The 23,906-nt window shown below is 40.1% G+C and carries 20 protein-coding genes; 10 read left to right on the forward strand and 10 right to left on the reverse strand.

The genetic code is table 11. From position 1 onward, the window contains the following. On the forward strand, positions 1-446 hold a 446-nt coding region (locus QLG01_RS08605), incomplete at its 5' end, for an SPOR domain-containing protein (protein WP_282496249.1). A 28-nt stretch (positions 447-474) separates the two neighbouring features. On the opposite strand, the gene QLG01_RS08610 is transcribed toward QLG01_RS08605, so the two are convergent. From QLG01_RS08610 to QLG01_RS08620, 3 genes are all read right to left on the reverse strand, one after another. Further along, positions 475-1,053, reverse strand: coding sequence for a dual specificity protein phosphatase family protein (locus QLG01_RS08610; RefSeq protein WP_282496250.1), 579 nt, complete (start codon positions 1,051-1,053; stop codon positions 475-477). Further along, positions 1,050-1,862, reverse strand: coding sequence for an MBL fold metallo-hydrolase (locus QLG01_RS08615; protein WP_282496251.1), 813 nt, complete (start codon positions 1,860-1,862; stop codon positions 1,050-1,052). The genes QLG01_RS08610 and QLG01_RS08615 overlap by 4 nt, the downstream gene beginning before the upstream one ends. A gap of 315 nt (positions 1,863-2,177) precedes the next feature. Then, complete coding sequence (locus tag QLG01_RS08620) at positions 2,178-2,819, reverse strand: peroxiredoxin (RefSeq protein ID WP_002116558.1); 642 nt, start codon at positions 2,817-2,819, stop codon at positions 2,178-2,180. Positions 2,820-3,224: 405 nt separating this feature from the next. Here QLG01_RS08620 and secA point away from each other — a divergent pair, with 405 nt between their 5' ends. Further along, complete coding sequence (gene secA / locus QLG01_RS08625) at positions 3,225-5,945, forward strand: preprotein translocase subunit SecA (RefSeq protein ID WP_013196872.1); 2,721 nt, start codon at positions 3,225-3,227, stop codon at positions 5,943-5,945. 132 nt (positions 5,946-6,077) lie between these two features. Next, positions 6,078-6,521, forward strand: a complete 444-nt coding sequence (locus QLG01_RS08630; protein WP_004789183.1) for a hypothetical protein — start codon at positions 6,078-6,080, stop codon at positions 6,519-6,521. Between the two features lie 68 nt (positions 6,522-6,589). Here the strand turns inward: QLG01_RS08630 and QLG01_RS08635 are convergent, their stop codons facing one another. Beyond that, positions 6,590-7,900, reverse strand: a complete 1,311-nt coding sequence (locus QLG01_RS08635; RefSeq protein ID WP_282496252.1) for an MFS transporter — start codon at positions 7,898-7,900, stop codon at positions 6,590-6,592. Between the two features lie 134 nt (positions 7,901-8,034). Then, entirely contained in the window at positions 8,035-8,676 is a 642-nt protein-coding gene (locus tag QLG01_RS08640) for a hemolysin III family protein (RefSeq protein ID WP_107881311.1), read from the reverse strand. 128 nt (positions 8,677-8,804) lie between these two features. On the opposite strand from QLG01_RS08640, the gene QLG01_RS08645 reads away from it, so the two are divergent. Beyond that, positions 8,805-10,016, forward strand: coding sequence for an SAM-dependent methyltransferase (locus QLG01_RS08645; RefSeq protein ID WP_282496253.1), 1,212 nt, complete (start codon positions 8,805-8,807; stop codon positions 10,014-10,016). A gap of 12 nt (positions 10,017-10,028) precedes the next feature. Then, complete coding sequence (locus QLG01_RS08650; RefSeq protein ID WP_282496254.1) at positions 10,029-10,448, forward strand: GNAT family N-acetyltransferase; 420 nt, start codon at positions 10,029-10,031, stop codon at positions 10,446-10,448. Between the two features lie 29 nt (positions 10,449-10,477). On the opposite strand, the gene QLG01_RS08655 is transcribed toward QLG01_RS08650, so the two are convergent. From QLG01_RS08655 to QLG01_RS08675, 5 genes are all read right to left on the reverse strand, one after another. After that, a complete protein-coding gene (locus tag QLG01_RS08655) occupies positions 10,478-11,338 on the reverse strand; it encodes a patatin family protein (protein ID WP_282496255.1) in 861 nt (286 codons plus the stop codon). Between the two features lie 11 nt (positions 11,339-11,349). Further along, the gene (locus QLG01_RS08660) at positions 11,350-11,607 is read right to left on the reverse strand and encodes a hypothetical protein (protein WP_017392457.1); all 258 of its coding nucleotides are present in this window, start codon (positions 11,605-11,607) and stop codon (positions 11,350-11,352) included. Positions 11,608-11,771: 164 nt separating this feature from the next. After that, positions 11,772-13,907 carry a 3-hydroxyacyl-CoA dehydrogenase NAD-binding domain-containing protein gene (locus QLG01_RS08665; protein WP_282496256.1) on the reverse strand — a complete coding sequence of 712 codons (2,136 nt, stop codon included), beginning with the start codon at positions 13,905-13,907 and terminating at the stop codon, positions 11,772-11,774. Between the two features lie 18 nt (positions 13,908-13,925). Further along, positions 13,926-15,131 (reverse strand): acetyl-CoA C-acetyltransferase, encoded by a 1,206-nt coding sequence (locus tag QLG01_RS08670; RefSeq protein ID WP_282496257.1) that lies wholly within the window; start codon positions 15,129-15,131, stop codon positions 13,926-13,928. Between the two features lie 170 nt (positions 15,132-15,301). Then, positions 15,302-16,312, reverse strand: a complete 1,011-nt coding sequence (locus QLG01_RS08675; RefSeq protein ID WP_004638954.1) for an AraC family transcriptional regulator — start codon at positions 16,310-16,312, stop codon at positions 15,302-15,304. 209 nt (positions 16,313-16,521) lie between these two features. On the opposite strand from QLG01_RS08675, the gene QLG01_RS08680 reads away from it, so the two are divergent. The 5 genes from QLG01_RS08680 (at position 16,522) to QLG01_RS08700 (ending at position 23,898) form a co-directional block, all read left to right on the forward strand. Further along, complete coding sequence (locus QLG01_RS08680; protein ID WP_151821351.1) at positions 16,522-17,640, forward strand: CaiB/BaiF CoA-transferase family protein; 1,119 nt, start codon at positions 16,522-16,524, stop codon at positions 17,638-17,640. A gap of 155 nt (positions 17,641-17,795) precedes the next feature. Further along, complete coding sequence (locus tag QLG01_RS08685; protein ID WP_081399253.1) at positions 17,796-19,028, forward strand: carbohydrate porin; 1,233 nt, start codon at positions 17,796-17,798, stop codon at positions 19,026-19,028. Positions 19,029-19,202: 174 nt separating this feature from the next. Then, the gene (locus QLG01_RS08690; RefSeq protein WP_004789203.1) at positions 19,203-21,608 is read left to right on the forward strand and encodes a glucose/quinate/shikimate family membrane-bound PQQ-dependent dehydrogenase; all 2,406 of its coding nucleotides are present in this window, start codon (positions 19,203-19,205) and stop codon (positions 21,606-21,608) included. 165 nt (positions 21,609-21,773) lie between these two features. Next, positions 21,774-23,417, forward strand: a complete 1,644-nt coding sequence (locus QLG01_RS08695; protein WP_192834357.1) for a nitrite/sulfite reductase — start codon at positions 21,774-21,776, stop codon at positions 23,415-23,417. Then, positions 23,410-23,898 carry a DUF934 domain-containing protein gene (locus tag QLG01_RS08700; protein ID WP_013196886.1) on the forward strand — a complete coding sequence of 163 codons (489 nt, stop codon included), beginning with the start codon at positions 23,410-23,412 and terminating at the stop codon, positions 23,896-23,898. The genes QLG01_RS08695 and QLG01_RS08700 overlap by 8 nt, the downstream gene beginning before the upstream one ends. The last annotated feature ends 8 nt before the right edge of the window (positions 23,899-23,906 follow it).

Below are 23,906 nucleotides of genomic sequence, written 5' to 3' on the forward strand. Positions count from 1 at the left end.
AAGCAGCTGAAGCAAAACGCCAAGCGGAAGCTGATAAGAAAGCAGCTGAAGCAAAGCGTCAGGCAGAAGCCGATAAGAAAGCAACTGAAGCAAAACACAAAGCAGAAGCTGATAAGAAAACCTCAGAGGCTAAACGTAAAGCAGAAGCTGATAAAAAAGCTGAGGCTGAAAAAGCGCGTGAATTGCTGGAAAATGGTGATAAAAAGTGGATGGTGCAAGTTGCATTGGCTGCTAACCAAGCAAATGCAGATGCAGTTGTTTCTAAATTACGAGCTAAAGGCTATAAGGTAACTACGAGCCAAACTAGTAAGGGCATCCGTATTATGGTTGGACCTGCGAAAGACCGTGATACAGCAGATGCCGCTCGTAAGAAAATTACTTCTGATTCAAGTTTAAATATGAAATCGGCTTGGGTCATTGATTGGGTACCATTAGATCAGCGTTAATCTGATCTAAGGTTTACTCAATATATAGTTAAGATGGATTCGACAGTTGCTGTTGAATCCATTTTACATTTTCAGGGGTGAATAAACGGTCAATGTTTTTCCAAATAATATGGTAGCCATAACCACCTTCCTTCATTTCTTTAACCGCATCATCAATTGCCCAATTTTCAAAAATAATGCGATACATGGCAACGCTGGCGCCTGTACGGTCTGAACCATGGTAGCAATGCAATAAAACACGTTGATTACTCTGTTTAGCAACTTTGATTTGCTGCATAACCTCTAATAGATCTTGGCGGTTAATTGCCCATGTGTTGATAGGAATATGCACAAGATTAAAATTTTCATTTTTAAAAACTAAAGTATCTGCGTCTTTGGCCCTTAAATTAATAATTGTTCCAATTTGATGATTCTTTAATTCTGAAATCATTGCAGCACTAGGTTGTTCACTGCGAAAAACATCATTACTAATTTGATAAAAGTTATGGCTCTGAGAGACTAAAGTGCCCCAGTCTTTTGGTCGTTGCTCATGAGCAATACTTTCATGCTGCATACATCCTTGTAAATTTATACAGATGAGAAGTGTAATGAGCGATAATTTTTTCATGTTTGATACCGATTAAGCTCATAAGGATCATGAGCACAAATTATTTCAATCGTTGGCTCATGTTGAGCTAAATGCTGTAAGCGTTTGAGATTAACAAGGCGTTGCTCATTATCTTCTGCAAATGTTTTTTCCAGCACACTGAGTGATCTTAATTTATTTTTAGGGTTTAACTCTAGATGTGAATAGTATGCATCCCCACAAAATAATAACCATTGATTTTGTTGCTTTATGGCAATACCACAATGACCAGCTGAATGCCCCAATAGAGGTACCATTAAAATTTCATCTTGGAACAGAGGAAAGCCTTTTACTTTTTCGAGGTTGAACCATGCTTCACCTTGCTGGTATTCAACAAAGTTCCAGTAGCGATGATCTTTATATTGATTGGTTCTATAACGAAGTTTGCCCTTAAAATTTGGAAGTTGGGCTGCGTTATATTCTGCAGCTAAAACATGCACAGTGGCATGTGGAAAATCTGAAATTCCGCCTGCATGATCAAAATCAAGATGAGTGACAAAGATGTGTTGTACATCCCTTGGATTAAACCCCAGCTTTTGAATTTGCTGAATGGCACTAAACTCAAGGTTAGGCTCAATTTTGCCTAAACGTTTAACTAATGAGCCTAGGCGCTGTTTCATATGTAAGTAATCTTGCAAGCCAAAGCCTGTATCAATAAGCACTAAGCCTCGATCAGTTTCAACCAGAAGACAATGGCAGACGACTTCAGCTCGAAAGCCTTTTTGTCCAAAGAGTGGGGCACAAACTGGGCACATGCTGCCACACTTTAAATGATGAATTTTATAGATCATGATTTTTATTTTTTATACCGAATCGCTTCGAGTTATAACTGATCTGAGCAGTAAAAACCATGTGTATTCAATACATAAATAAAAAAGCCATCACGTTGGATGGCTTTTTAAGGGTGAAAAATTTACTTATTTTGCTTACGATTTACTACGTGGTTGGCTTATTTAAAATCTTTTGATGCTTGCCTACGCGCTTGTTTTGCAAGGAACCTTTCAGATGCCTGCCTACGCGCTTTGCTTGTCTTGCAAGGAACCTTTCAGAGGCTTGCCTACGTGCTTCGCTTGTCTTGCGCTTCAATTAAAGCCTTTTTAAAGGCTTTAATCTTGCTCAGGCTGTGGTGTTAGGCGTAAATAAGGTTTAACCGCTGTATAACCTTTAGGGAAGCGTTGTTTAATTTCTTCTTCATCTTTAAGTGATGGCACAATCACTACATCTTCGCCTTGCTGCCAGTTCGCTGGTGTAGCGACTTTATGCTTGTCAGTTAATTGTAATGAGTCAACCACACGTAAAACTTCATTAAAATTTCGACCTGTTGAAGCAGGGTAGGTAATAATTAAGCGAACTTTTTTATTCGGATCAATAATCACTAAAGAACGCACTGTGAGTGTTTCACTGGCATTAGGATGGATGAAACCATAAAGCTCAGATACTTTACGATCTTTATCCGCAATGATTGGAAAATTTACCGTTGTGTTTTGTGTTTCATTAATATCGTTGATCCAGCCCTTATGAGACTCTACATCGTCTACTGACAAAGCAATCGCTTTAACATTACGCTTTGTAAATTCATCTTTTAATTTTGCTGTGTAACCTAACTCTGTTGTACATACTGGCGTATAGTCGGCTGGATGTGAAAATAAGATTCCCCAACTATCCCCTAAAAAATCATAAAAATTAATTGTGCCTTCACTCGATTCTTGTTGAAAATCGGGGGCAGTGTCTCCTAATCGTAGTGTCATGATATTTCCTCAATTGCTCATAATTTGTTATTCGATTGAATGAATATGCAGCATTTACTTTATGATTAAAATTATTGTTTTTATATTTTATTATGAAATTTTTATATAAGTGTAAATATATATGACTAAAACTCATTATTTTAAGTGCTTAATCAATGTAACTTTAAGGTAAATTTGCTAAATTAGATTTCTCGGAAGTTATGCTTAATAGATGAGCGTTAATGGTGCGTTTTAGGCGCCAAATACATTAAGGGGGACTAGATGAATGAAATACCATTCATCTAACTATCAGATTTTTTTTAGGGGTTTTGTGCAAACCCCTTGTACTTCAAATTTCTGGCACCATAATAAACGACTGAGAAAAAGTTTATTCATTTGACCAAGCAAGATTTAGAGAGTTTATCCATGTTGGCAAGTCTGATCGGAGGTATCTTCGGTACAAAAAATGAGCGCGAACTCAAACGAATGCGCAAAATTGTTGAGCAAATCAATGCGCTCGAGCCGACGATATCAGCTTTAAGCGATGCAGACTTATCTGCAAAAACTCCAGAATTCAAACAACGTTATAATAATGGCGAAAGTTTAGATAAATTACTTCCAGAAGCATTTGCAGTTTGTCGTGAAGCAGCCAAGCGTGTAATGGGCATGCGTCACTATGACGTTCAGCTTATTGGTGGTATTACCTTGCATGAAGGTAAAATTGCCGAAATGCGTACCGGTGAAGGTAAAACCCTGATGGGTACTTTGGCGTGTTATTTAAACGCATTAAGTGGCGAAGGCGTTCATGTCATTACGGTGAACGATTATTTGGCACAGCGTGATGCTGAGTTGAACCGTCCATTATTTGAGTTTTTAGGTTTAAGCATTGGTACGATCTATTCAATGCAAGGTCCGTCTGAAAAAGCGGAAGCTTATCTTGCTGATATTACCTATGGTACTAATAACGAATTCGGTTTTGACTACTTACGTGACAACATGGTGTTTTCTTTAGCAGAAAAGAAACAACGTGGTTTGCACTATGCCATTATCGATGAAGTTGACTCAATCTTGATTGATGAAGCACGTACACCATTAATTATTTCTGGTCAAAGTGAAGACTCTTCGCATCTGTATTCTGCAATCAATACGATTCCTCCTAAATTACATCCGCAAAAAGAAGAAAAAGTTGCAGATGGTGGGCACTTCTGGATTGATGAAAAGCAGCGTTCAGTTGAAATGACTGAAATTGGTTATGAAACTGTTGAACAAGAACTTATTCAAATGGGTCTGTTAGCTGAAGGTGAAAGCCTATATTCAGCAACGAATCTGAGCCTTGTTCATCATGTGTCTGCTGCTATTCGTGCACATTTCTTATTCCAGCGTGATGTTCACTATATTATTCACGATGGCGAAGTCGTGATTGTTGATGAACATACTGGCCGTACAATGCCAGGTCGTCGTTGGTCAGAAGGTTTGCATCAAGCAGTTGAAGCGAAAGAAGGTTTGGAAATTCAGCCTGAAAACCAGACACTAGCGACCACAACATTCCAGAACTATTTCCGTCTATATAAAAAGCTTTCAGGTATGACAGGTACTGCTGATACTGAAGCTGCGGAAATGAAAGAAATTTATGGCCTTGATGTTGTGATTATTCCAACTCACCGCCCAATGGTACGTAATGACCAAAACGATTTAATTTATTTAAACCGTAACGGTAAATACGATGCGATTATTCAGGAAATTACGAATATTCGTGAGCAAGGTGTTGCACCGATTCTGATTGGTACAGCGACCATTGAAGCCAGTGAAATTTTATCTTCTAAGTTAATGCAAGCTGGTATTCACCACGAAGTGTTGAATGCAAAACAACATGAGCGTGAAGCTGACATTATTGCTCAGGCGGGTAGCCCGAATGCAGTAACGATTGCAACTAACATGGCTGGTCGTGGTACGGACATTATCTTGGGTGGTAACTGGAAAGCAAAACTTGCCAAACTTGAAAACCCTACTGCTGAAGATGAAGCACGTCTGAAAGCACAATGGGAACAAGACCACGAAGATGTATTGAAATCAGGTGGTTTGCACATCATTGGTTCTGAACGCCATGAATCACGCCGTATTGATAACCAGTTACGTGGTCGTGCGGGCCGTCAGGGTGACCCTGGTGTTTCTCGTTTCTATTTGTCTCTTGAAGACGACCTTATGCGTATTTTCGCAGGTGATCGCGTAGTCGGAATGATGCGTGCGATGGGTCTCCAAGAAAATGAAGCGATTGAACACAAAATGGTGAGTCGTTCAATCGAGAACGCTCAGCGTAAAGTTGAAGCGCGTAACTTTGATATTCGTAAAAACTTATTGAAATACGATGATGTGAATAATGAACAACGTAAGATCATTTATTCACAACGTGATGAAGTGTTAGCTGAAAATACTTTAAAAGAATACGTTGAAGAAATGCATCACGAAGTGATGAAAGGCGTGATTGCTAACTTTATTCCACCAGAGTCAATTCATGACCAGTGGGATGTTGAAGGTTTAGAAAACGCTCTGCGTATTGATTTGGGTATTGAGTTACCAATTCAAGAATGGTTAGATCAAGATCGCCGTCTAGATGAAGAAGGTTTAGTTGAGCGTATTAGCGATGAAGTAATTGAACGTTATCGCCAGCGCCGCGCTCAAATGGGTGATGAATCAGCAGCAATGCTTGAACGTCACTTCGTTTTAAACTCTCTTGATCGTCATTGGAAAGATCATTTGGCTGCAATGGATTATTTGCGTCAAGGTATTCACTTACGTGGCTATGCGCAAAAGAACCCTGAACAGGAATACAAGAAAGAAGCTTTTAACCTGTTTGTAAATATGCTGGGTATTATTAAAACTGATGTTGTGACTGATTTGTCTCGTGTACATATCCCAACACCAGAAGAACTTGCAGAAATGGAAGCTCAACAGCAGCAGCAAGCTGAATCAATGAAGCTTTCTTTCGAACATGATGACGTAGATGGGTTAACTGGTGAAGTTACACTTTCTCAAGAAAGTGTGAACGAGTCTAATGATCAGCAAGCTTTCCCTGTTCCAGAAAGCCGTAATGCACCATGCCCATGTGGGTCTGGACTAAAATATAAGCAATGTCACGGTAAGATTTAATCTGCCTTAACGAAAAAAAGCAGAACAATTGTTCTGCTTTTTTTATGTTTGTAGTAAGCCTGTGAATAATGTTTGCAGTTTTAAGCATTAAATGCTATTTACTTCTCATCCAGAGTGTATGTTGGAAAGACAATGAAAAAAGTATTACAACCTTTATTTTTAACTGTTCTTGCTGTACCTAGTTTTGTTTTCGCAGCAGAAGCAGCTTCAGCCCCTCAAACGACAACGGTTGATAAAGTACTTGCAGCAAAAGGCCCAACTTCGGCTCAAGCTGTGGTGAAGCAAGAAAATACTACAGTGATTAGCCCGCGTACAGGCATTCGCTATACGTTGGGTAACACAGGTAATCGCCCAATTATTTTACAAACGACTGCGATTGCTCCGGCAAACTCAGCAAACATTAATCGTATTGTAGCAACTAATCCTGCTTTATCTGTGAAGAGCCAAGAAAAAGCAAAAGTTGCACTCATTGGTGAAGCTGCTGTTGCTGGACCAGCTGCTGTTGCAGCAAGTAATGTAACAGCTCCTGCTGTATCAAATAGCATTGCACCTTCGAATCCAGCATCAATAAATTAAGATCATATATTTATAAAAAAAGCCGGTTCAATTTTGAACCGGCTTTTTTATATAAGAATTTCTAATTTTTAGATCTGATTATTCACATCATCATTTTTCGTTTCACGAATAAGTAAGAAAGCGATGAGTGATAAAAGTGATGCTGCAGTAAGATAATAACCAACTGCATATAAACCATAAGTTTCAGCAAGCTTAGTTGCAATAAGTGGCGCAAATGATGCACCAAAAATGCCTGCTAAGTTAAACGTTAATGCTGAACCTGTGTAACGAACTGAAGTTGGGAAAAGTTCAGAAAGAACTGTACCAATCGGACCATAGGTCAAGCCCATAATCGCCAAGCCAGTACATAAGAAAAGGAAGACGATTAAGGTATTTCCAGACTCTAACATGCTAGAGAAGAACAAGCCGAAAATCGCAGCAGCAATACAGACGCCAATAGAGGTTGTTTTACGACCAAATTTTTCTGCAAAAATAGCAGATAAAGGAATGAATGCAGCAAAGCAAAGGGTTGCAAAGAGTTGAAGTTCTAAGAACTCACCACGTGCATAGCCAAGCTTAGTCGTTCCCCAGTTTAAGGCAAATACGGTGGTAAGATAGAACACGACAAACGTACAGATTGCTGCAATCGTACCAAGAATCAGCTTACCCGAATGTTTAGTGATAACTTCTTTAAATGGAATATTAACTTCTTTTTGCTTATCTAAAACTTTTTGGAATGCTGGAGTTTCATGTAGTTTTAAACGGATATATAAGCCCACAATCACTAATACAGCACTTGCAATAAATGGAATACGCCAGCCCCATTGCATGAATGCCTGCTCAGGAATAGTTGCGCTCAATAATAAAAATGAACCCGTTGCTAAAATAAATCCAATTGGAGCGCCAAGTTGTGGGAACATGCCATACCATGCTCTTTTACCTTCAGGGGCATTTTCAGTCGCGAGTAATACTGCACCGCTCCATTCACCACCTAAGCCTAGCCCTTGTCCTAAACGGCATACAGCCAATAGTAGGGGTGCGAAGATTCCGATGTGTGCATAGGTAGGAAGTAAACCAATACATACTGTTGAAATACCCATGGTCAGTAAAGCTGCAACCAATGTGGCTTTCCGACCAATACGGTCTCCTAAATGTCCAAATATTGCTGCACCGATGGGGCGGGCAATAAAGGCAATTGCGAAGGTTGCTAAAGATTGTAAGACTGCGGCGCTGCCACTACTAGCAGGGAAAAACAAGTGAGGAAAAATAATAACGGCAGCAGTTGCATAGATATAAAAGTCGAAGAACTCAATGGTTGTACCGACTAAGCTTGCAAACAAAACCCGTGTTTTTGAATTAGTGGCTACTGCCGGAGCAGCAGTCGCAGAGGTTGAATCCATATAAAACCTTATATCAGTTAAAATTTATTTTTAATTTACTATTCCTTTTAAAGACGTATTTTTTCTAAAAGAATAGCGTGAAAGAACATCATCCATGACTCTTTCAGGATCACTGAATAAGAGTGAAAAATGAACTAAACTATGTACCAATAGATAGCAAGAAAATGTGCTCCTGCACCTAAAAGCACAAAAATGTGCCAGATCGCATGGGTATATCTTACCTTTTTTAACGCGTAAAACAATGCTCCAACCGTATAAGCTAAGCCACCAATGATCAAGAAAATCAATGCATCTTTACTTAAATAAGTGCGCATGTCATCCATTACAAACACAGCAAGCCATCCCATTAAAATATAAGCGAGCAAAGAAATTTTTTGAAAACGGTGAATAAAAACTAACTTGAAAAGTGTACCAATTGCAGCGATGCCCCAAAGTGCAATCAACAGATAGTGAGCTTTTGTAGTAGGAATTGCGATGCTTAAGAAGGGGGTATACGTTCCAGCAATTAAATAATAAATGGCTGTATGGTCAAGTTTCTTATACCAGTAGCGTAGATTTTGTGTTTGAGCAAAGTGATAGAGTGTAGAACTGGTGAAAACCAAAATGAGACTAAATGAGTATACCCACAAACCTACCCACTGAGCAGTTGAAAGATAAGATCCCTTTATAATTAAAAAGATAGAAGCTATAACGGCCATAATAATACCAGCCCCATGGCTGTAGGCATTAAATAGTTCTTCTTTTGGATCGTAAGTTTCCAACACAGATTTACTCATAAGTTTAATTTTTTTTGATTAAAAATACGAATGTATAGAAATACAAAACAGTCGTAAAGTTATTTTATTTTTAATCCTAGACCCTTTAAACTTCTATTTTATATGAGTCTTCATTTTTAGGTATATCCGTGTCGGTTTTCTCCTTTGAGCAAGAACAGCAATTCTTTCATGAAATCAAGCAAATGCTTGACCAACAAGCTTTTGAGCGATTGATCTTGAGCCAATATAAAGGAGAGTTGGCGCAACTGGAAAAAATCACTTTCCGCGTTGTAGAGCTACATGGCCAAAAACAGCTTTCAGCTCTATATCACCATACTACCCAAGATGTGACTAAAAATTATTCATTTGAAGAAGGTTTGCAACAGATTGAGCAGTTAATCATACAGTGTAAGCAAGCAAACTTATTTTCAACTAATCAAGAAATTCAACTCAAGAAAAATAAGAAAAAAGCCCTAATGAATATGGGTAAAAAGCAAGCAGTAAATGCGACACAAACGATTCAGGCACATGATCGTGAAAAGCAACGTTATGTACAGCAGGGCAATGCGTTTTTAAAAGAGCTTGGTATTACCGATGAAAAAGGCCAAATCATTCCAAGCATGGCGCGTAAATGGAAACAGATTAATAAATTTATTGAAATCTTTGCGAGTGCTTATGAGCAAATTGATGCATCTCAACAAGAGTTACGGATTGTCGATTTTGGTTCGGGCAAAGGTTATTTAACTTTTGCGTTATATGATTATTTGCAAGAGCAGCAAAAAACACCATTGATCACTGGAGTTGAATTGCGCCCGAATCTGGTTGAGTTTTGCCAGAATGTTGCAGACAAAGTGCATTTTAACCACTTAGACTTTTTTGAAGGTGACGTCCGTAGTTATCAGCCAGAAAAACTGGACGTTATGATTGCCTTACACGCGTGTGATATTGCAACAGACTTTGCTATTCATACTGGAATTCGTTTAAACGCTTCAATGATTATGTGTGCGCCGTGTTGTCACAAAGAGTTACGCCCACAATTACATAGTCCTGAAGTGTTACAACCAATGCTACAGTTTGGTATTCATGCGGGGCAACAAGCCGAAATGCTGACCGATACGTTACGTGCATTACTTTTAAAAGCGTATGGCTATGAAACTAAAGTTTTTGAGTTTGTATCACTTGAACATACCAGCAAAAATAAAATGATTTTGGCGACGAAACGCAAAAACGTTTCTGGACCTGATGCCAAGATTATGGCTCAAATCCAAGCATTGAAAGAAATGTACGGTATTAAAAAGCAAACGTTGGAATTGTTGTTACAAGATCAATTGCCGATCGAAAATATTGGCTGCAAGTGCTAGGGCGGTGAGCGGATGTATAAAATTGTAGAGGGTGGTTGGGAACAGCTTGAGCAAGATGCGAAATACATCCGTGAACAAGTCTTTATCCAAGAACAGGGAATTGCACCTGAAGATGAATGGGACGACTTGGATGCCACAGTTTTGCATTTTATTGTTTATGACAAAGAACAGCCTATCGCTACAGCACGTCTGTTGCCACAGCATAGCGTAGGGCGTGTTGCTGTTTTAGTGTCTTATCGAAAGCAGGGTATTGGTAAAATTTTAATGCAGCATATTATTGACTATGCACGTCGTCATAAACTGCCTTATTTAAAGCTTTCTGCGCAAACTTATGTGACAGCTTTTTACGAAGCTTTAGGTTTTCATGTGCAAGGTGAGGTTTACAAAGACTGTGGCATTCCACATATTGATATGATTTTAGAGTTAAATTGAGACTTCTTTTTAGAAATCTCAAGTTGGATTTATTTCATTGCATTCCAGCTTTCAATTGCCTGTAGCCCTGTTTCTAAGCCGACTTCATAGCTGTAACGAAGCTTTTTCGGGTTAGTAGTTAAACGGCCAGCCATATTTTTAAGTGGCGGTGGGCAAACTTCTAAAATTTGCTGTTCTGGATTTTCACCACGAACAAAATCGACCGAAGCGTTATAGCGAGCACAACGGCTACGTAAGCTGTTTGCAAAACCATAATGATGTTTAAACGCGTATTTAGCTAGGAATTGATCGCCTCGACTACTCGCCTTAAAGTAATTTTTCGGGCGTGTGCGTAAAACCAATAGTTTTTTTACATCACTTTGCTGAGCCGTCCAGCGAACGGGTAGGGCATCTGCAACACCACCATCAAAATAAGGTTCCCCCATAATGTCGACGGGATGACGCGTTAAAACTGGAATTGAGCTAGAAGCACGAAGCGCATTTAGCAAATTGTCTTTACCCGCACGAAGATATTCTGCATGACCTGTTTTGGCATGCGTCAACACCATATAAAAATCTGGATTTTTAGCGAAAAGACTTTGTTGGTCAAGTGGGTGCTCTTGCTCACCAATTTCCCACATCCATTTTAAATCAAGTAAATCACCACCTTTAAAAAAGCGTTTGTAATCGATAAATTCAGGACGGAGGGAGTGATCAGTGTAAAATGTTAAAGTGCGGCCTTGTTGACCTGCTAAGTAGTTTGCAACGTTGGTTGAACCAGATGATACTCCAACGTATAGATCGAAAGGATTGAACTGTTGCTGTAAAAAAGCATCAAGTACGCCACTGGTAAAGGCACCACGCATGCCTCCACCCTCTACAACGAGTGCATTACGGGAAAAATCTGTCATTTGATATCTAATTACTGAGTTGAGTGCTGATGTTCTTTCATATCCATTTCAGGCATGTCGTCACTATGTTGAGCGTGTTGCTCTGTGGAATTTTCAGCTTTTTGCTGCATTTGCTCTTGTTGTGCTTTGCGCTGAGCCCCTGGCATATAGTCAGGTTCATTACTCATCGCTAAATAGAAAAAGCCAAGGAAAATCGCACTCAAAACACCAACGATCAGAACAAATTTCCAACCTAAAATTGCTGACTCGGAAGAATTTTTATCGGACATAAGGATTTCTCGAATGTGCTTTAGAAGCACAAAAATGAAGTCTATTTATAGCATATTTAGGCAGGAGGCTGAAATCTTAAAGGTCATAAAGAAAAACCCATATAAATAAAATATATTTATATGGGTAAGGTTTATGCAGTTTTTAAATATCCAATAAGTCTAAGTTATTGAATATTTTGTTTCTGCTCAGCGTTTGTTTTTAGCAAAGTTGGAGGTGTAAAACGTTCACCATATTTGGCAGCTAATTCTGCAGCTCGTTTTTGTGCTTTATCAGTACCGTATTGATTCAGGAACTGGATCGCACCTCCGGTCCAAGGAGCGTAACCAATACCAAAGATTGAACCGACATTGGCATCAATAACTGACTCTAAGACACCTTCCTCATAACAACGTAGGGTATCTAAAGCCTGTACAAACAGAATGCGATCGATCATATCTTGTTCAGAAATATCGTGATCTTTTTGCCAACGGTTTAAACCTTCCCATAGGTGCTTTTTACCATTTTCTGGATATTCATAGAAACCTGCTCCAGCCGCCTTACCTTTACGGTTTAACTCATGAATCATGGTATGAACGACCTCATCGACAGAGGTCTTAGGCAAATCTTTCCCTTCAGCTTGTAGCGCTTTACGTGCTTCACTGGCAACATGTTCGGTTAAGGTTAAAGATACTTCATCTTGAATAGCGAGGGGGCCAACAGGCATGCCTGCTTTAAGCGCTGCCATTTCAATACGAGCTGGATGAACGCCTTCGGCAAGTAAGCGCATACCTTCTTGAATAAAAGTACCAAATACACGACTGGTAAAGAAGCCACGGCTATCATTGACAACAATTGGCGTTTTTCCAATTTGTTGTACAAAGTCGTAGGCTTTAGCAAGTGTGTCGCTTGAAGTGTTTTTACCTTTAATAATCTCGACTAACTGCATTTTGTCGACTGGGCTAAAGAAATGTAGTCCAATAAACTTCTGGGCATCTTTACTCGCCGTTGCCAAACCTGTGATTGGTAGGGTGGAAGTATTTGATGCAAAGATTCCACCTTCAGCTAAATATTGTTCAGCTTCTTGAGTAACTTTGGCTTTGAGCTCTTGGTTTTCAAATACAGCTTCAATAATGATATCACAGCCTTGTAAGTCTTGTGCTGAGGCAGTTGCTGTAATGAGGGATAATACTTGGTCACGTTTTTCTGCGGTCATACGGCCTTGAGAAACGCGTTTATCTAGAAGTTTTTGCGAATAGGCTTTGCCCTTTTCAGCATTTTCAACAGACACATCTTTTAGTACAACAGGAATGCCTTTAATTGCGGTTGAATATGCAATACCAGCGCCCATCATGCCTGCACCTAACACACCAACTTTGGTGGCTTGCCATTTTGCAACATCGGCAGGGCGGCTAGCACCAGACTTAATTGCATTTAGACCGTGCCAGAAAGTACCGATCATATTTTTAGAGATTTGACCCGTGGTGAGTTGGGTGAAGTAGCGAGATTCGATGCGTAACGCTGTATCGACATCGACCTGAGCGCCTTCGACTGCTGCCGCCATAATTGCTTCAGGAGCAGGGTAACAACCTTTGGTTTTGTCTCTTAACATGGCTGGAGCGATAGCAAGAACTTGAGCAACAGCTGGAGTCTTTGGATCGCCGCCCGGAATTTTATAACCCTTCACATCAAAAGGTTGTTGAGACTTAGGATTGGCTTTTACCCATGCGATCGCTTTATCTAAAAGCTCTTGTTCGTTTTCGGCAGTGTCATGGATTAAACCTAAAGATTTTGCTTTATCGACACCAAATTGCTTGCCTTCCATTAAGAAAGGAAATGCATTTTGTAAGCCAAGTAGGCGTACCATGCGGACAATACCACCGCCACCCGGTAACAGGCCTAAAGTGACTTCAGGTAGGCCGAACTTACTTTTGGGGTCATTGATTGCGATACGATGATGGCAGCTTAATGCAATTTCCCAACCGCCACCAAGGGCTGTGCCATTTAAGGCCGCAACGACTGGAATACCTAGAGTTTCAATCGTACGTAAATGGCCTTTTAACTTTTCAACCATGTTGAAAAAATCAGTGGCATGTTCAGGCTGAACTTGAATAAGCTCATCTAAATCGCCCCCAGCAAAGAAAGTTTTTTTGGCTGAGCGGAAAATAACGCCCGCAAGTGCTGTTTCTGCTTTAAGTTTCTGCGTTGCCTCATCAAGCGAGTCACGAAACTCGGCATTCATGGTGTTTGCAGATTGACCAGTTGAATCAAGCGTTAAAATGACAATGTTATCTGCATTTTTTTCGTATTGGATTGCACTCATCTTTTATATCCCTAATCTTTATATGCGTTCAATAATGGTGGCAATACCCATACCACCACCAACACAGAGCGTCGCTAAACCGCGCTTTTTATTTTGACGTTCAAGCTCATCAAGTAGCGTGCCTAAAATCATGGCACCCGTTGCACCCAATGGATGGCCTAAAGCAATCGCACCGCCATTTACGTTAACTTTTTCTGGTGGAACATTGAGTTCATTGATAAAACGCATTACAACTGCTGCAAAGGCTTCGTTGACTTCAAACAGGTCAATATCATCAATGGTTAGACCTGCTTTTTCTAACGCTTTACGTGCAGCAGGAGCAGGGCCAGTCAGCATGATCGTAGGATCTGTACCGACGAGTGCGGTAGCCAAAACTTTAGCACGTGGTTTTAAGTTTTGTTCTTTCACGGCTTTTTCTGAGGCCAATAAAACAACAGCAGCTCCATCAACAATGCCTGATGAATTACCTGCATGATGAACATGATTGATTTTTTGTGCTTCAGGATATTTTTGTAAGGCAACAGCATCAAAACCCATTTGTCCCATCATTTCAAAACTTGGGTTGAGTTTAGTCAGTCCTTCAACTGTCGTATTTCCTTTAATAAATTCATCTTTTTCTAAAATCACCACACCAGAATGATCTTTTACTGGAACCACTGATTGATCGAAATAGCCATTTGCCTGAGCTGCTGCGGCTTTTTGCTGAGAGTTTACTGCAAATGTGTCTACATCTTCGCGGCTATAACCATCTAAGGTTGCAATGAGATCAGCCCCCACACCTTGTGGAACAAATGATGACTTAAGGTTTGTTTCAGGGTCTAACGCCCATGGCCCACCATCAGAGCCCATTGGAATGCGTGACATTGATTCAACACCACCAGCAACCACTAAATCTTCCCAGCCCGAACGAACTTTCATTGCTGCCATGTTGACTGCTTCTAAACCTGAAGCACAAAAACGATTGATTTGCACCCCAGCAACATCATCATTCCAACCTGCTGCAATCGCTGCTGTTTTAGCAATATCACCACCTTGATCACCAATTGGCGTTACGCAACCTAGAACAATATCGTCGACTTTAGACGTATCGAGTTGATGACGCTGCTGTAATTCATTTAATAAAGTGGTGAGTAAGGTAATTGGTTTTACTTCGTAAAGAGAGCCGTCTTTTTTTCCTTTTCCGCGTGGTGTGCGAATGGCATCAATAATATAAGCCTCGCTCATAACAGTTCCTTTTTTATTGCTTAAAATTTATTTGTGTTTTGAGTGTACTAGTTTTAATAGCGAGTGCAATGACGATAAGCGCACCAGTCAGGTGATGATTTTTGCCAATAGAGATACAAAAAAGCCCAAGTTGAACTTGGGCTAAATGTGAAACTAAAGAGATTTAAGAATTAGTGGTAACCGTGTAGCTGACGGTATAAACCAGGGGTCACACCTGTCCATTTTTTAAATGCGCGATGGAAAGTACTGGTTTCACTAAAGCCAACTTGTTGTGCAACATCTTCAAGTGTTAATTCAGGATTGAGTAACAAATGAATAGCAGCATCTCGGCGTAGGGCATCTTTCACGCCTTGGTAGCTTTTACCTTCAGCAGCCAAGCGGCGGCGTAAGGTTTGAGGAGATAAGTACAACATTGATGCAACGTCATTAAGCGTTGGCATTTCTTCACCAATCTGACTTTTGAGTACGTCACGAATACGAGAAGTCAGCGAGTTGGTGTTTTTGAATTTTACTAAAAGCTGAGCAGGAGCTGCTTTTAAGAACTCTTCTAGCGTTTTTTCATCTTGGCGGATTGGTAAGTCAAGATAATCGGCTGCAAAAGTAATTTCAGTACGCGGTGCATCAAACTGCATGACCGGTGCAAAAAATAATGCATCATATTCATCTGCATGGGCAGGACGTGGATAGCTAAAATGAACACGTTCTAAAGGTAAACGACGTTCAATCAGCCAAGATGCCAAACCATGCCAAATCATTAACATACTTTCAGTAATGAAATGGTCCGGATCTAATGTTTTTGGAATGAGTGGAACTAAACGTGCTTCATGTTTGTCACGCTCTAGGCTTACAGACCATTCATCACCGAATAATTTGTAAAATTGAGATGAGAGTTCAAGGGCTTGGCCCAAGGTTTTTGCATGAATAATCAACTGACACATAATGGCAAAAGTGCCCAAACGACGTGGCTGTACATCAAAACCAACGTGTTCATCTTGTGTGACCATCCACAACATTTTTATAAAACGAGTGTATTGTTCTGGCGAGATTCGAGCTTTAGGTTGACGTAATAGTTCCGCTTCGATACCCACATGTGAAAGTAACGTCTCGACATCCATGCCAAGGCGTTTTACGCCTGTCAAAGCCGCATTCACGAAGTGGATGCTAATCGTATCGCGACTCATATTGAATCCTTCAGTCTCTTTGATGTTCACTTTAAATTGACCTAAATGACCGTCTAAAAAAATAAATTGGCGATTTACAACAGTGTAAAAGCACTTTTTACATGTTAAATTGCCGAAATGATCAAGGTAAATGGCTGAACATGACATTGTTTTAGAATATTTGCTTAACTAATATAAAAGAAAATATGAATAATAGTGGTTAAAAAACGATGACGACAGCATTAAATGGACTTAAAGTTCTCGATTTCTCGACACTCTTACCCGGACCTTTTGCCACAATGTATCTAGCCGATATGGGGGCAGAAGTCATCCATATCGAATCTCCATCGCGTCCAGATTTAATTCGGATCATGCCGCCCTATGCAAATGGGCAAGCAACAGCACATAGTTATTTAAACCGAAATAAACAGTCGATTGTTCTCGATTTAAAAGATCCGGCAAGTATCGAATTAATTAAAGCCAAAATTTCCGAGTTCGATATTGTCATAGAGCAGTTTCGACCTGACGTCATGCGCCGTCTAGGATTAGATTATTCAACACTTGCCGAAATTAATCCGCGCTTAATTTACTGCTCAATTACAGGTTATGGACAAACAGGAAGCTATAAAGATAGAGCAGGGCATGACATTAACTATTTAGCTTTAGCTGGTATTGCTGGGTATAGCGGCCGACAAGACAGTGGTCCACCGCCACTCGGTATTCAAGTTGCAGATATTGCAGGTGGTTCACTTCATGCAGTTATTGCTATTTTAGCGGCGGTGGTTGAACGCGGGCGTAGTGGTATGGGGCAATATATTGATATTTCCATGACCGATTGTGTTGCTAGCTTAAATAGTATGGCTGCATCAGCCACACTCGCTGCACAAGTCGAGCAGGCTCCAGAGCATGGCATGCTCAATGGTGGGATTTTCTATGACTATTATATGACCCAAGATGGTCGTTATCTTTCAATTGGTAGTCTTGAACCACAATTTATGTCAGGGTTATCCATAGCGCTTGATCTGCCCCTATTATTACAAAAGGGTGCTTCATTAGATGCCGAAGATCGGAAAGAAGTTAAACAAGCAATTCAAGAAAAAATTAAAAGCAAAACATTTAAAGAGTGGCATGAAATTTTTGCAAACATTGATGTGTGTGTAGAACCTGTTTTAAGTCTCACTGAGTCATTAAATTCGCCCTTAGCACAACAACGTGGATGGATTGTGGATGTTCCTTTGCAGAATAATACAGCAGATACAGAACCACAGTTGGCTTGCCCAATTAAGTTTTCAAGATCAAAAATGAGATATTCCTTTATAGGTCAAAAACTTGGTGAAGGGCAATGGTAAAGAGGTGAGGCCATTTCTTAGACACTGTGTATTAAGATTATTATTAGATTAATCAATTGATTAACATTTTGAATAATTTCTTTACATAAAATTAGCGTACCCTTTATAAACAAAGACATAAAAGGTATGTAAACATGAAAACACATAAATCCTTGATGGCTTCCTGTTTATCCGTTTTATCAATTACTCTTTTCATACAGCACGCACAAGCTGCTGCTGCATTCGACCCAAATAGTCCGTGGATGTTGGGTGATTGGAACGGTCAACGCACCGCGTTACAAGCACAAGGTTATGATTTTTCTTTTGGATATACCGGCGAATATGCCGGTATTTTAGATTCAAAAAATACATCAACGCATGGTAGTGCTTATACGGGGCAACTTGCTTTAGGAACTCATTTTGATTTAAACAAAATTTTAGGGTGGCAAGATACTGAAGCTCAAATCACATTAACTTATCGTGATGGGCAATCACTTTCTGAACATTCACCAGCTTTAGCGGGGCATTTAAGCTCGGTACAAGAAGTGTGGGGGCGTGAGCAAACTTGGCGTTTAACCGATTTGTGGATCAAGAAAAAATTTCTTGATCAGAAGTTAGACGTGAAAGTCGGTCGTTTTGGTGAAGGTGAAGACTTTAATAGTTTTGACTGTGATTTCCAGAACTTGGCGCTTTGTGGTTCGCAGGTTGGTAACTGGGTTGGTGATCAGTGGTATAACTGGCCAGTCAGCCAATGGGCAATGCGCGTTAAATATAACTTGCAACCCGACTTATATACCCAAGTTGGTGTATATGAATATAACCCAGAAAATCTGGACCGAGGAAAAGGTTTTAACCTAAGTACTGATGGTTCACATGGGGCAATTATTCCTGCGGAAGTAGTTTGGTCACCTAAATTAGGCGCTCAAAGTATGGCTGGTGAATACCGTTTAGGGTATTACTACAGCACTGCTGATGCCGAAGAAATTACAAATAAGGCTCAAACATCTCATAAGCAAGGTGTATGGGTAACTGCAAAACAAAAATTATTCCAGCCTGCTGATCAAACAGACCGTGGTTTGACTGGATTTGTGAACCTGACGTTCCACGACTCTGATACCAACAAAATTGATAACATGCAAAATGTAGGCTTAGTCTATAAAGGTTTGCTCAATCAACGTCCTCAAGATGAGTTGGCATTAGGTGTTGCGCGTATCCATATCAACGATGATTGGAACGATGTCCAAAATAAAGAATACGACACTGAATACAATACCGAGCTTTACTACGGTATTCATGCGACAAACTGGCTAACTATCCGTCCAAATGTGCAATATGTTCGTCATGTTGGTGCATTAAAAAATGGTGATAACACTTGGGTAGGCGGTATTAAATTCTCAACTGCATTCTAAGCGTAATTACTCTGAAAAACGGATTGTCGAGGGCTAAATCATTGATTGAATAATCCTGACCTTCCGTTTTTTCTTTATGCCTGAGTTTTGTTTTAGATGTATCGATAGGTCGATTTTTGATGAAAAGCTTGGCCTATCTTTCCGATAAAAATGATGATTGATAAGAGGTGGTTTATGACTCAACCTACTTCAAGATCAGGTTTAACGACTTTTACCGTAATTATTATTGGGTTATTAGCGTTATTCCTGTTAATTGGAGGTATTTGGCTCGCTACATTAGGCGGTTCAATTTACTATATTATTACTGGTGTATTACTCCTGATTGTTGCATGGCAACTCTATAAGCGCGCATCTACAGCATTGTGGGTGTACGCTGCTTTAATGCTAGGTACCATTATTTGGGGTGTCTGGGAAGTTGGAACAGACTTCTGGGCGCTTGCACCTCGTTTAGATATTTTAGGTATTCTTGGTTTATGGTTATTGGTTCCAGCCGTAACTCGTGGAATCAGCAACCTTGGATCAAGTAAAGTTGCCTTATCTTCAACTCTAGCAATTGCAATCTTGTTGATGGTTTATTCTATCTTCAACGATCCGCAAGAAATTAATGGTGAAATCAAGACACCTCAACCAGAAACTGCTCAAGCCGTGCCTGGTGTTGCTGAAAGTGATTGGCCAGCGTATGGTCGTACTCAGGCAGGTGTACGTTATTCTCCGTTAAAACAGATTAATGATCAAAACGTAAAAGATTTGAAAGTTGCTTGGACTTTACGTACTGGCGATCTTAAGACAGATAACGATTCTGGCGAAACAACCAATCAGGTTACACCGATTAAAATCGGTAATAACATGTTTATCTGTACAGCTCATCAGCAATTAATCTCGATTGATCCTGCTACAGGTAAAGAAAAATGGCGTTTTGATCCGAAGCTTAAAACGGATAAATCATTCCAGCATTTAACTTGTCGTGGTGTGATGTACTACGATGCAAACAACACAACTGAGTTTGCAACGAGTCTTCAAAGCAAGAAATCTGACTCTACACAATGTCCGCGTAAAGTCTTTGTTCCTGTGAATGACGGCCGTTTAGTTGCGGTGAATGCTGACACTGGTAAAGCATGTACTGACTTTGGTAAAAATGGTGAAGTGAACTTGCAAGAGTTTATGCCATATGCTTACCCAGGTGGTTACAACCCAACATCTCCTGGTATCGTGACTGGTTCAACAGTTGTTATTGCTGGTTCGGTAACAGATAACTACTCAAATAAAGAACCATCTGGTGTAATTCGTGGATACGACGTTAACACTGGTAAACTTCTTTGGGTATTTGATACAGGCGCAGCAGATCCAAATGCAATGCCGGGCGAAGGTACGAATTTCGTTCATAACTCACCAAATGCGTGGGCTCCTTTAGCATACGATGCTAAACTTGATATCGTTTATGTTCCAACAGGTGTAGGTACTCCAGATATCTGGGGTGGTGACCGTACCGAGTTGAAAGAGCGTTATGCGAACTCGATGTTAGCGATTAATGCTTCAACTGGTAAATTAGTGTGGAACTTCCAGACAACCCATCATGATTTATGGGATATGGACGTACCGTCACAACCATCTTTAGCTGATATCAAAAACAAAGCTGGTCAAACTGTTCCTGCAATCTATGTATTGACTAAAACAGGTAATGCCTTTGTTCTTGATCGCCGTAATGGTCAACCAATTGTTCCTGTAACTGAAAAACCAGTTCCACAAACAGTTAAACGTGGACCACAAACTAAAGGCGAGCATTATTCTAAAACTCAGCCATTCTCTGACTTGAACCTAGCTCCACAAGATAAATTGACTGATAAAGATATGTGGGGTGCTACTATGCTTGATCAGCTCATGTGTCGTGTATCTTTCAAACGTCTAAATTACGATGGGATTTATACTCCACCATCTGAAAACGGTACTTTAGTTTTCCCTGGTAACTTGGGTGTGTTTGAATGGGGCGGTATGTCAGTTAACCCTGACCGTCAGGTTGCTGTAATGAACCCGATTGGTTTGCCATTCGTCAGTCGTTTAATTCCTGCCGATCCAAACCGTGCACAAACTGCAAAGGGTGCGGGAACTGAGCAGGGCGTACAACCGATGTACGGCGTACCTTATGGTGTTGAAATTAGCGCATTCTTATCTCCGCTTGGTTTACCTTGTAAACAACCAGCTTGGGGCTATGTAGCTGGCGTTGATTTGAAAACTCATGAAGTGGTATGGAAAAAACGTATTGGTACAATTCGTGACAGCTTACCGAACTTGTTCCAGTTACCAGCTGTGAAAATTGGTGTGCCTGGTTTAGGTGGTTCAATTTCTACTGCCGGTAATGTCATGTTTGTTGGTGCAACTCAAGATAACTACTTACGTGCGTTTAACGTTACTAATGGTAAGAAACTTTGGGAAGCACGTTTACCAGCGGGTGGACAAGCAACACCAATGACTTATGAAATCAATGGTAAGCAATATGTTGTAATCATGGCTGGTGGTCATGGTTCATTTGGTACAAAAATGGGCGACTATTTAGTGGCCTATGCCTTACCAGATAACAAATAAAAAGTTTTTATAGAAAGGGCCTGGATTTATCCGGGCTTTTTTATGTCGATTTATATTAAAGCTTATCAATAAAACCGTTATTAAATATGCAAAAAAAGCATTTTATTGATGAATGAAAGCTCGCTATGCTATCCGCCTTAATAATGAATCTACTAGCCATACGCCATGTATTTATATACCGATTTCGACCAGCAGCTGGTTAATGAACGAGTTGCTCAGTTCCGCGATCAGACTGAACGCTATTTAGCTGGCAAACTTTCTGAAGATGAATATCGTCCGTTACGTTTGCAAAATGGTTTATATGTGCAACGCTATGCGCCTATGCTGCGTATTGCTGTGCCGTATGGCTTAATGAATTCTAAGCAATTACGTAAAGTTGCTGAAGTTTCAACTGCTTATGACCGTGGTTATGCACACGTATCTACACGTCAAAACATCCAGTTGAACTGGCCTGCACTTGAAGATGTGCCAGATATTTTGGCTGAACTTGCAACTGTACAAATGCATGCTATTCAAACTAGTGGTAACTGTATTCGTAACACAACAACTGACCAATATGCAGGTGTAGTTGCTGGTGAAATTGCAGACCCACGTCCAACATGTGAATTGATTCGTCAGTGGAGTACATTCCACCCAGAATTTGCATTCTTGCCACGTAAGTTCAAAATCGCAGTTTCTGCGCTTGAAGAAAAAGATCGTGCGGCAACTGCATTCCACGATATTGGTGTTTACATCGTGCGTAATGAAGCGGGTGAAATCGGCTATAAAATTATGGCTGGTGGTGGTTTAGGCCGTACTCCAATCATTGGTAGCGTTATTCGTGAGTTTTTACCGCGTGAAGATTTAATTGCTTACTTAGAAGCTGTTTTACGTGTTTATAACTTGCATGGCCGTCGTGATAACAAATATAAAGCACGTATCAAAATTCTTGTTAAAGCATTAACTCCTGAAGTGTTTGCACAGAAAGTTGAAGCTGAATTTGAACATACACGTGAATCATTAAGAATTCAGCCAGAAATCTTGAAAAAATTGGATGAAGAGTTCATTCCATTTGACTATCAAGATTTGGCAGATGAAGACTTCACTGCTTTATTTGCTGAGCATCCAAAATTCAAGCAATGGTTCAATATCAACACGCACGCGCATAAAGTGAAGGGCTATCGTATTGTTACGATTTCTCTAAAACGTGCAGGTATTGCACCGGGTGATATGACCACCGAAGAAATGAACTTTATTGCAGACCTTGCTGATAAATATACTTTCGGTGAACTTCGCACGACTCACGAACAAAACATTGCTTTGGCAGATGTGCCTCAAAAAGATTTGTTCGATGTATGGCAAGCGCTTGAGCAACAAAATATGGCACGTGCACATATTGGTTTTATTACCGATATTATTAGTTGCCCGGGCGGTGATTTCTGTTCACTTGCAAATGCGAAATCAATTCCAATTGCTGAAGCGATTACACGTCGTTTCGATGACTTAGATAAAGTTTATGATCTTGGTCATTTAGATCTAAATATCTCTGGTTGTATGAATGCTTGTGGTCATCACCACGTAGGTAACATCGGGATTTTAGGTGTAGATAAGAAAGGCGCTGAATTCTATCAAATTACATTAGGTGGTAATTCTGACCATGATGCATCAATCGGTGACATCTTAGGGCCATCATTTGCAGCAGATGCTGTGCCAGATGTAATCGAAGAAGTATTAAATACTTACCTTGATTTGCGTACTGAAGGTGAGCGTTTTGTTGATACATATCGCCGTGTAGGAATTCAACCATTTAAGGAGCGTGCATATGCTTAATACAGCTCTACCAGTGCTTTATAAAGATGGCACGATTGCAGATAATACTTATCAAATCATTGCTGAAGATGGTGTAGTTCCTCAAGGTGATGTTGTGGTAACAACAGCTCAACTAGACCAATTAGCTAACGTTCAAGGCAAAAAAGCTTTGTATGTAACTGTGAATGATTCACCTGAAGATCATACATTTCCATTAAATGAACTTGATGCAATCTTTATTGAATTTGCTGGCTTTGGTGATGGGCGTGGTTACTCATTTGCTGCACTATTACGTCGCCAAGGTTTCCAAGGTGAACTGCGAGCAATAGGTGATGTGTTTAAGGATGTTTTAAACTACTTAAAGCGTTCTGGTTTTGATAGCTTTGTCGTAAAAGAAGGCAAAGACGTACAAGAGGCTGCGGCAGGTTTGCAAGACTTTACCAATCCGTATCAAGCTTCAACTGGTGTGCCAGAAGCGAGTTATCAAACAGGTGCTCAATAAATCCTGAA

This window comes from Acinetobacter sp. V89_4, assembly GCF_029967875.1.
Classification (GTDB): Bacteria; Pseudomonadota; Gammaproteobacteria; order Pseudomonadales; family Moraxellaceae; genus Acinetobacter; species Acinetobacter oleivorans.

Coding starts and splice junctions, on each gene's coding strand:
- QLG01_RS08665 (WP_282496256.1), bottom strand. CDS start 13,907: ATGAGTGCAATCCAATACGAAAAAAATGCAGATAACATTGTCATTTTA.
- QLG01_RS08670 (WP_282496257.1), bottom strand. CDS start 15,131: ATGAGCGAGGCTTATATTATTGATGCCATTCGCACACCACGCGGAAAA.
- QLG01_RS08630 (WP_004789183.1), top strand. CDS start 6,078: ATGAAAAAAGTATTACAACCTTTATTTTTAACTGTTCTTGCTGTACCT.
- QLG01_RS08615 (WP_282496251.1), bottom strand. CDS start 1,862: ATGATCTATAAAATTCATCATTTAAAGTGTGGCAGCATGTGCCCAGTT.
- QLG01_RS08610 (WP_282496250.1), bottom strand. CDS start 1,053: ATGAAAAAATTATCGCTCATTACACTTCTCATCTGTATAAATTTACAA.
- QLG01_RS08690 (WP_004789203.1), top strand. CDS start 19,203: ATGACTCAACCTACTTCAAGATCAGGTTTAACGACTTTTACCGTAATT.
- QLG01_RS08700 (WP_013196886.1), top strand. CDS start 23,410: ATGCTTAATACAGCTCTACCAGTGCTTTATAAAGATGGCACGATTGCA.
- QLG01_RS08655 (WP_282496255.1), bottom strand. CDS start 11,338: ATGACAGATTTTTCCCGTAATGCACTCGTTGTAGAGGGTGGAGGCATG.
- QLG01_RS08635 (WP_282496252.1), bottom strand. CDS start 7,900: ATGGATTCAACCTCTGCGACTGCTGCTCCGGCAGTAGCCACTAATTCA.
- QLG01_RS08695 (WP_192834357.1), top strand. CDS start 21,774: ATGTATTTATATACCGATTTCGACCAGCAGCTGGTTAATGAACGAGTT.
- QLG01_RS08620 (WP_002116558.1), bottom strand. CDS start 2,819: ATGACACTACGATTAGGAGACACTGCCCCCGATTTTCAACAAGAATCG.
- QLG01_RS08660 (WP_017392457.1), bottom strand. CDS start 11,607: ATGTCCGATAAAAATTCTTCCGAGTCAGCAATTTTAGGTTGGAAATTT.
- QLG01_RS08680 (WP_151821351.1), top strand. CDS start 16,522: ATGACGACAGCATTAAATGGACTTAAAGTTCTCGATTTCTCGACACTC.
- QLG01_RS08640 (WP_107881311.1), bottom strand. CDS start 8,676: ATGAGTAAATCTGTGTTGGAAACTTACGATCCAAAAGAAGAACTATTT.
- QLG01_RS08675 (WP_004638954.1), bottom strand. CDS start 16,312: ATGAGTCGCGATACGATTAGCATCCACTTCGTGAATGCGGCTTTGACA.
- QLG01_RS08685 (WP_081399253.1), top strand. CDS start 17,796: ATGGCTTCCTGTTTATCCGTTTTATCAATTACTCTTTTCATACAGCAC.
- secA (WP_013196872.1), top strand. CDS start 3,225: ATGTTGGCAAGTCTGATCGGAGGTATCTTCGGTACAAAAAATGAGCGC.
- QLG01_RS08650 (WP_282496254.1), top strand. CDS start 10,029: ATGTATAAAATTGTAGAGGGTGGTTGGGAACAGCTTGAGCAAGATGCG.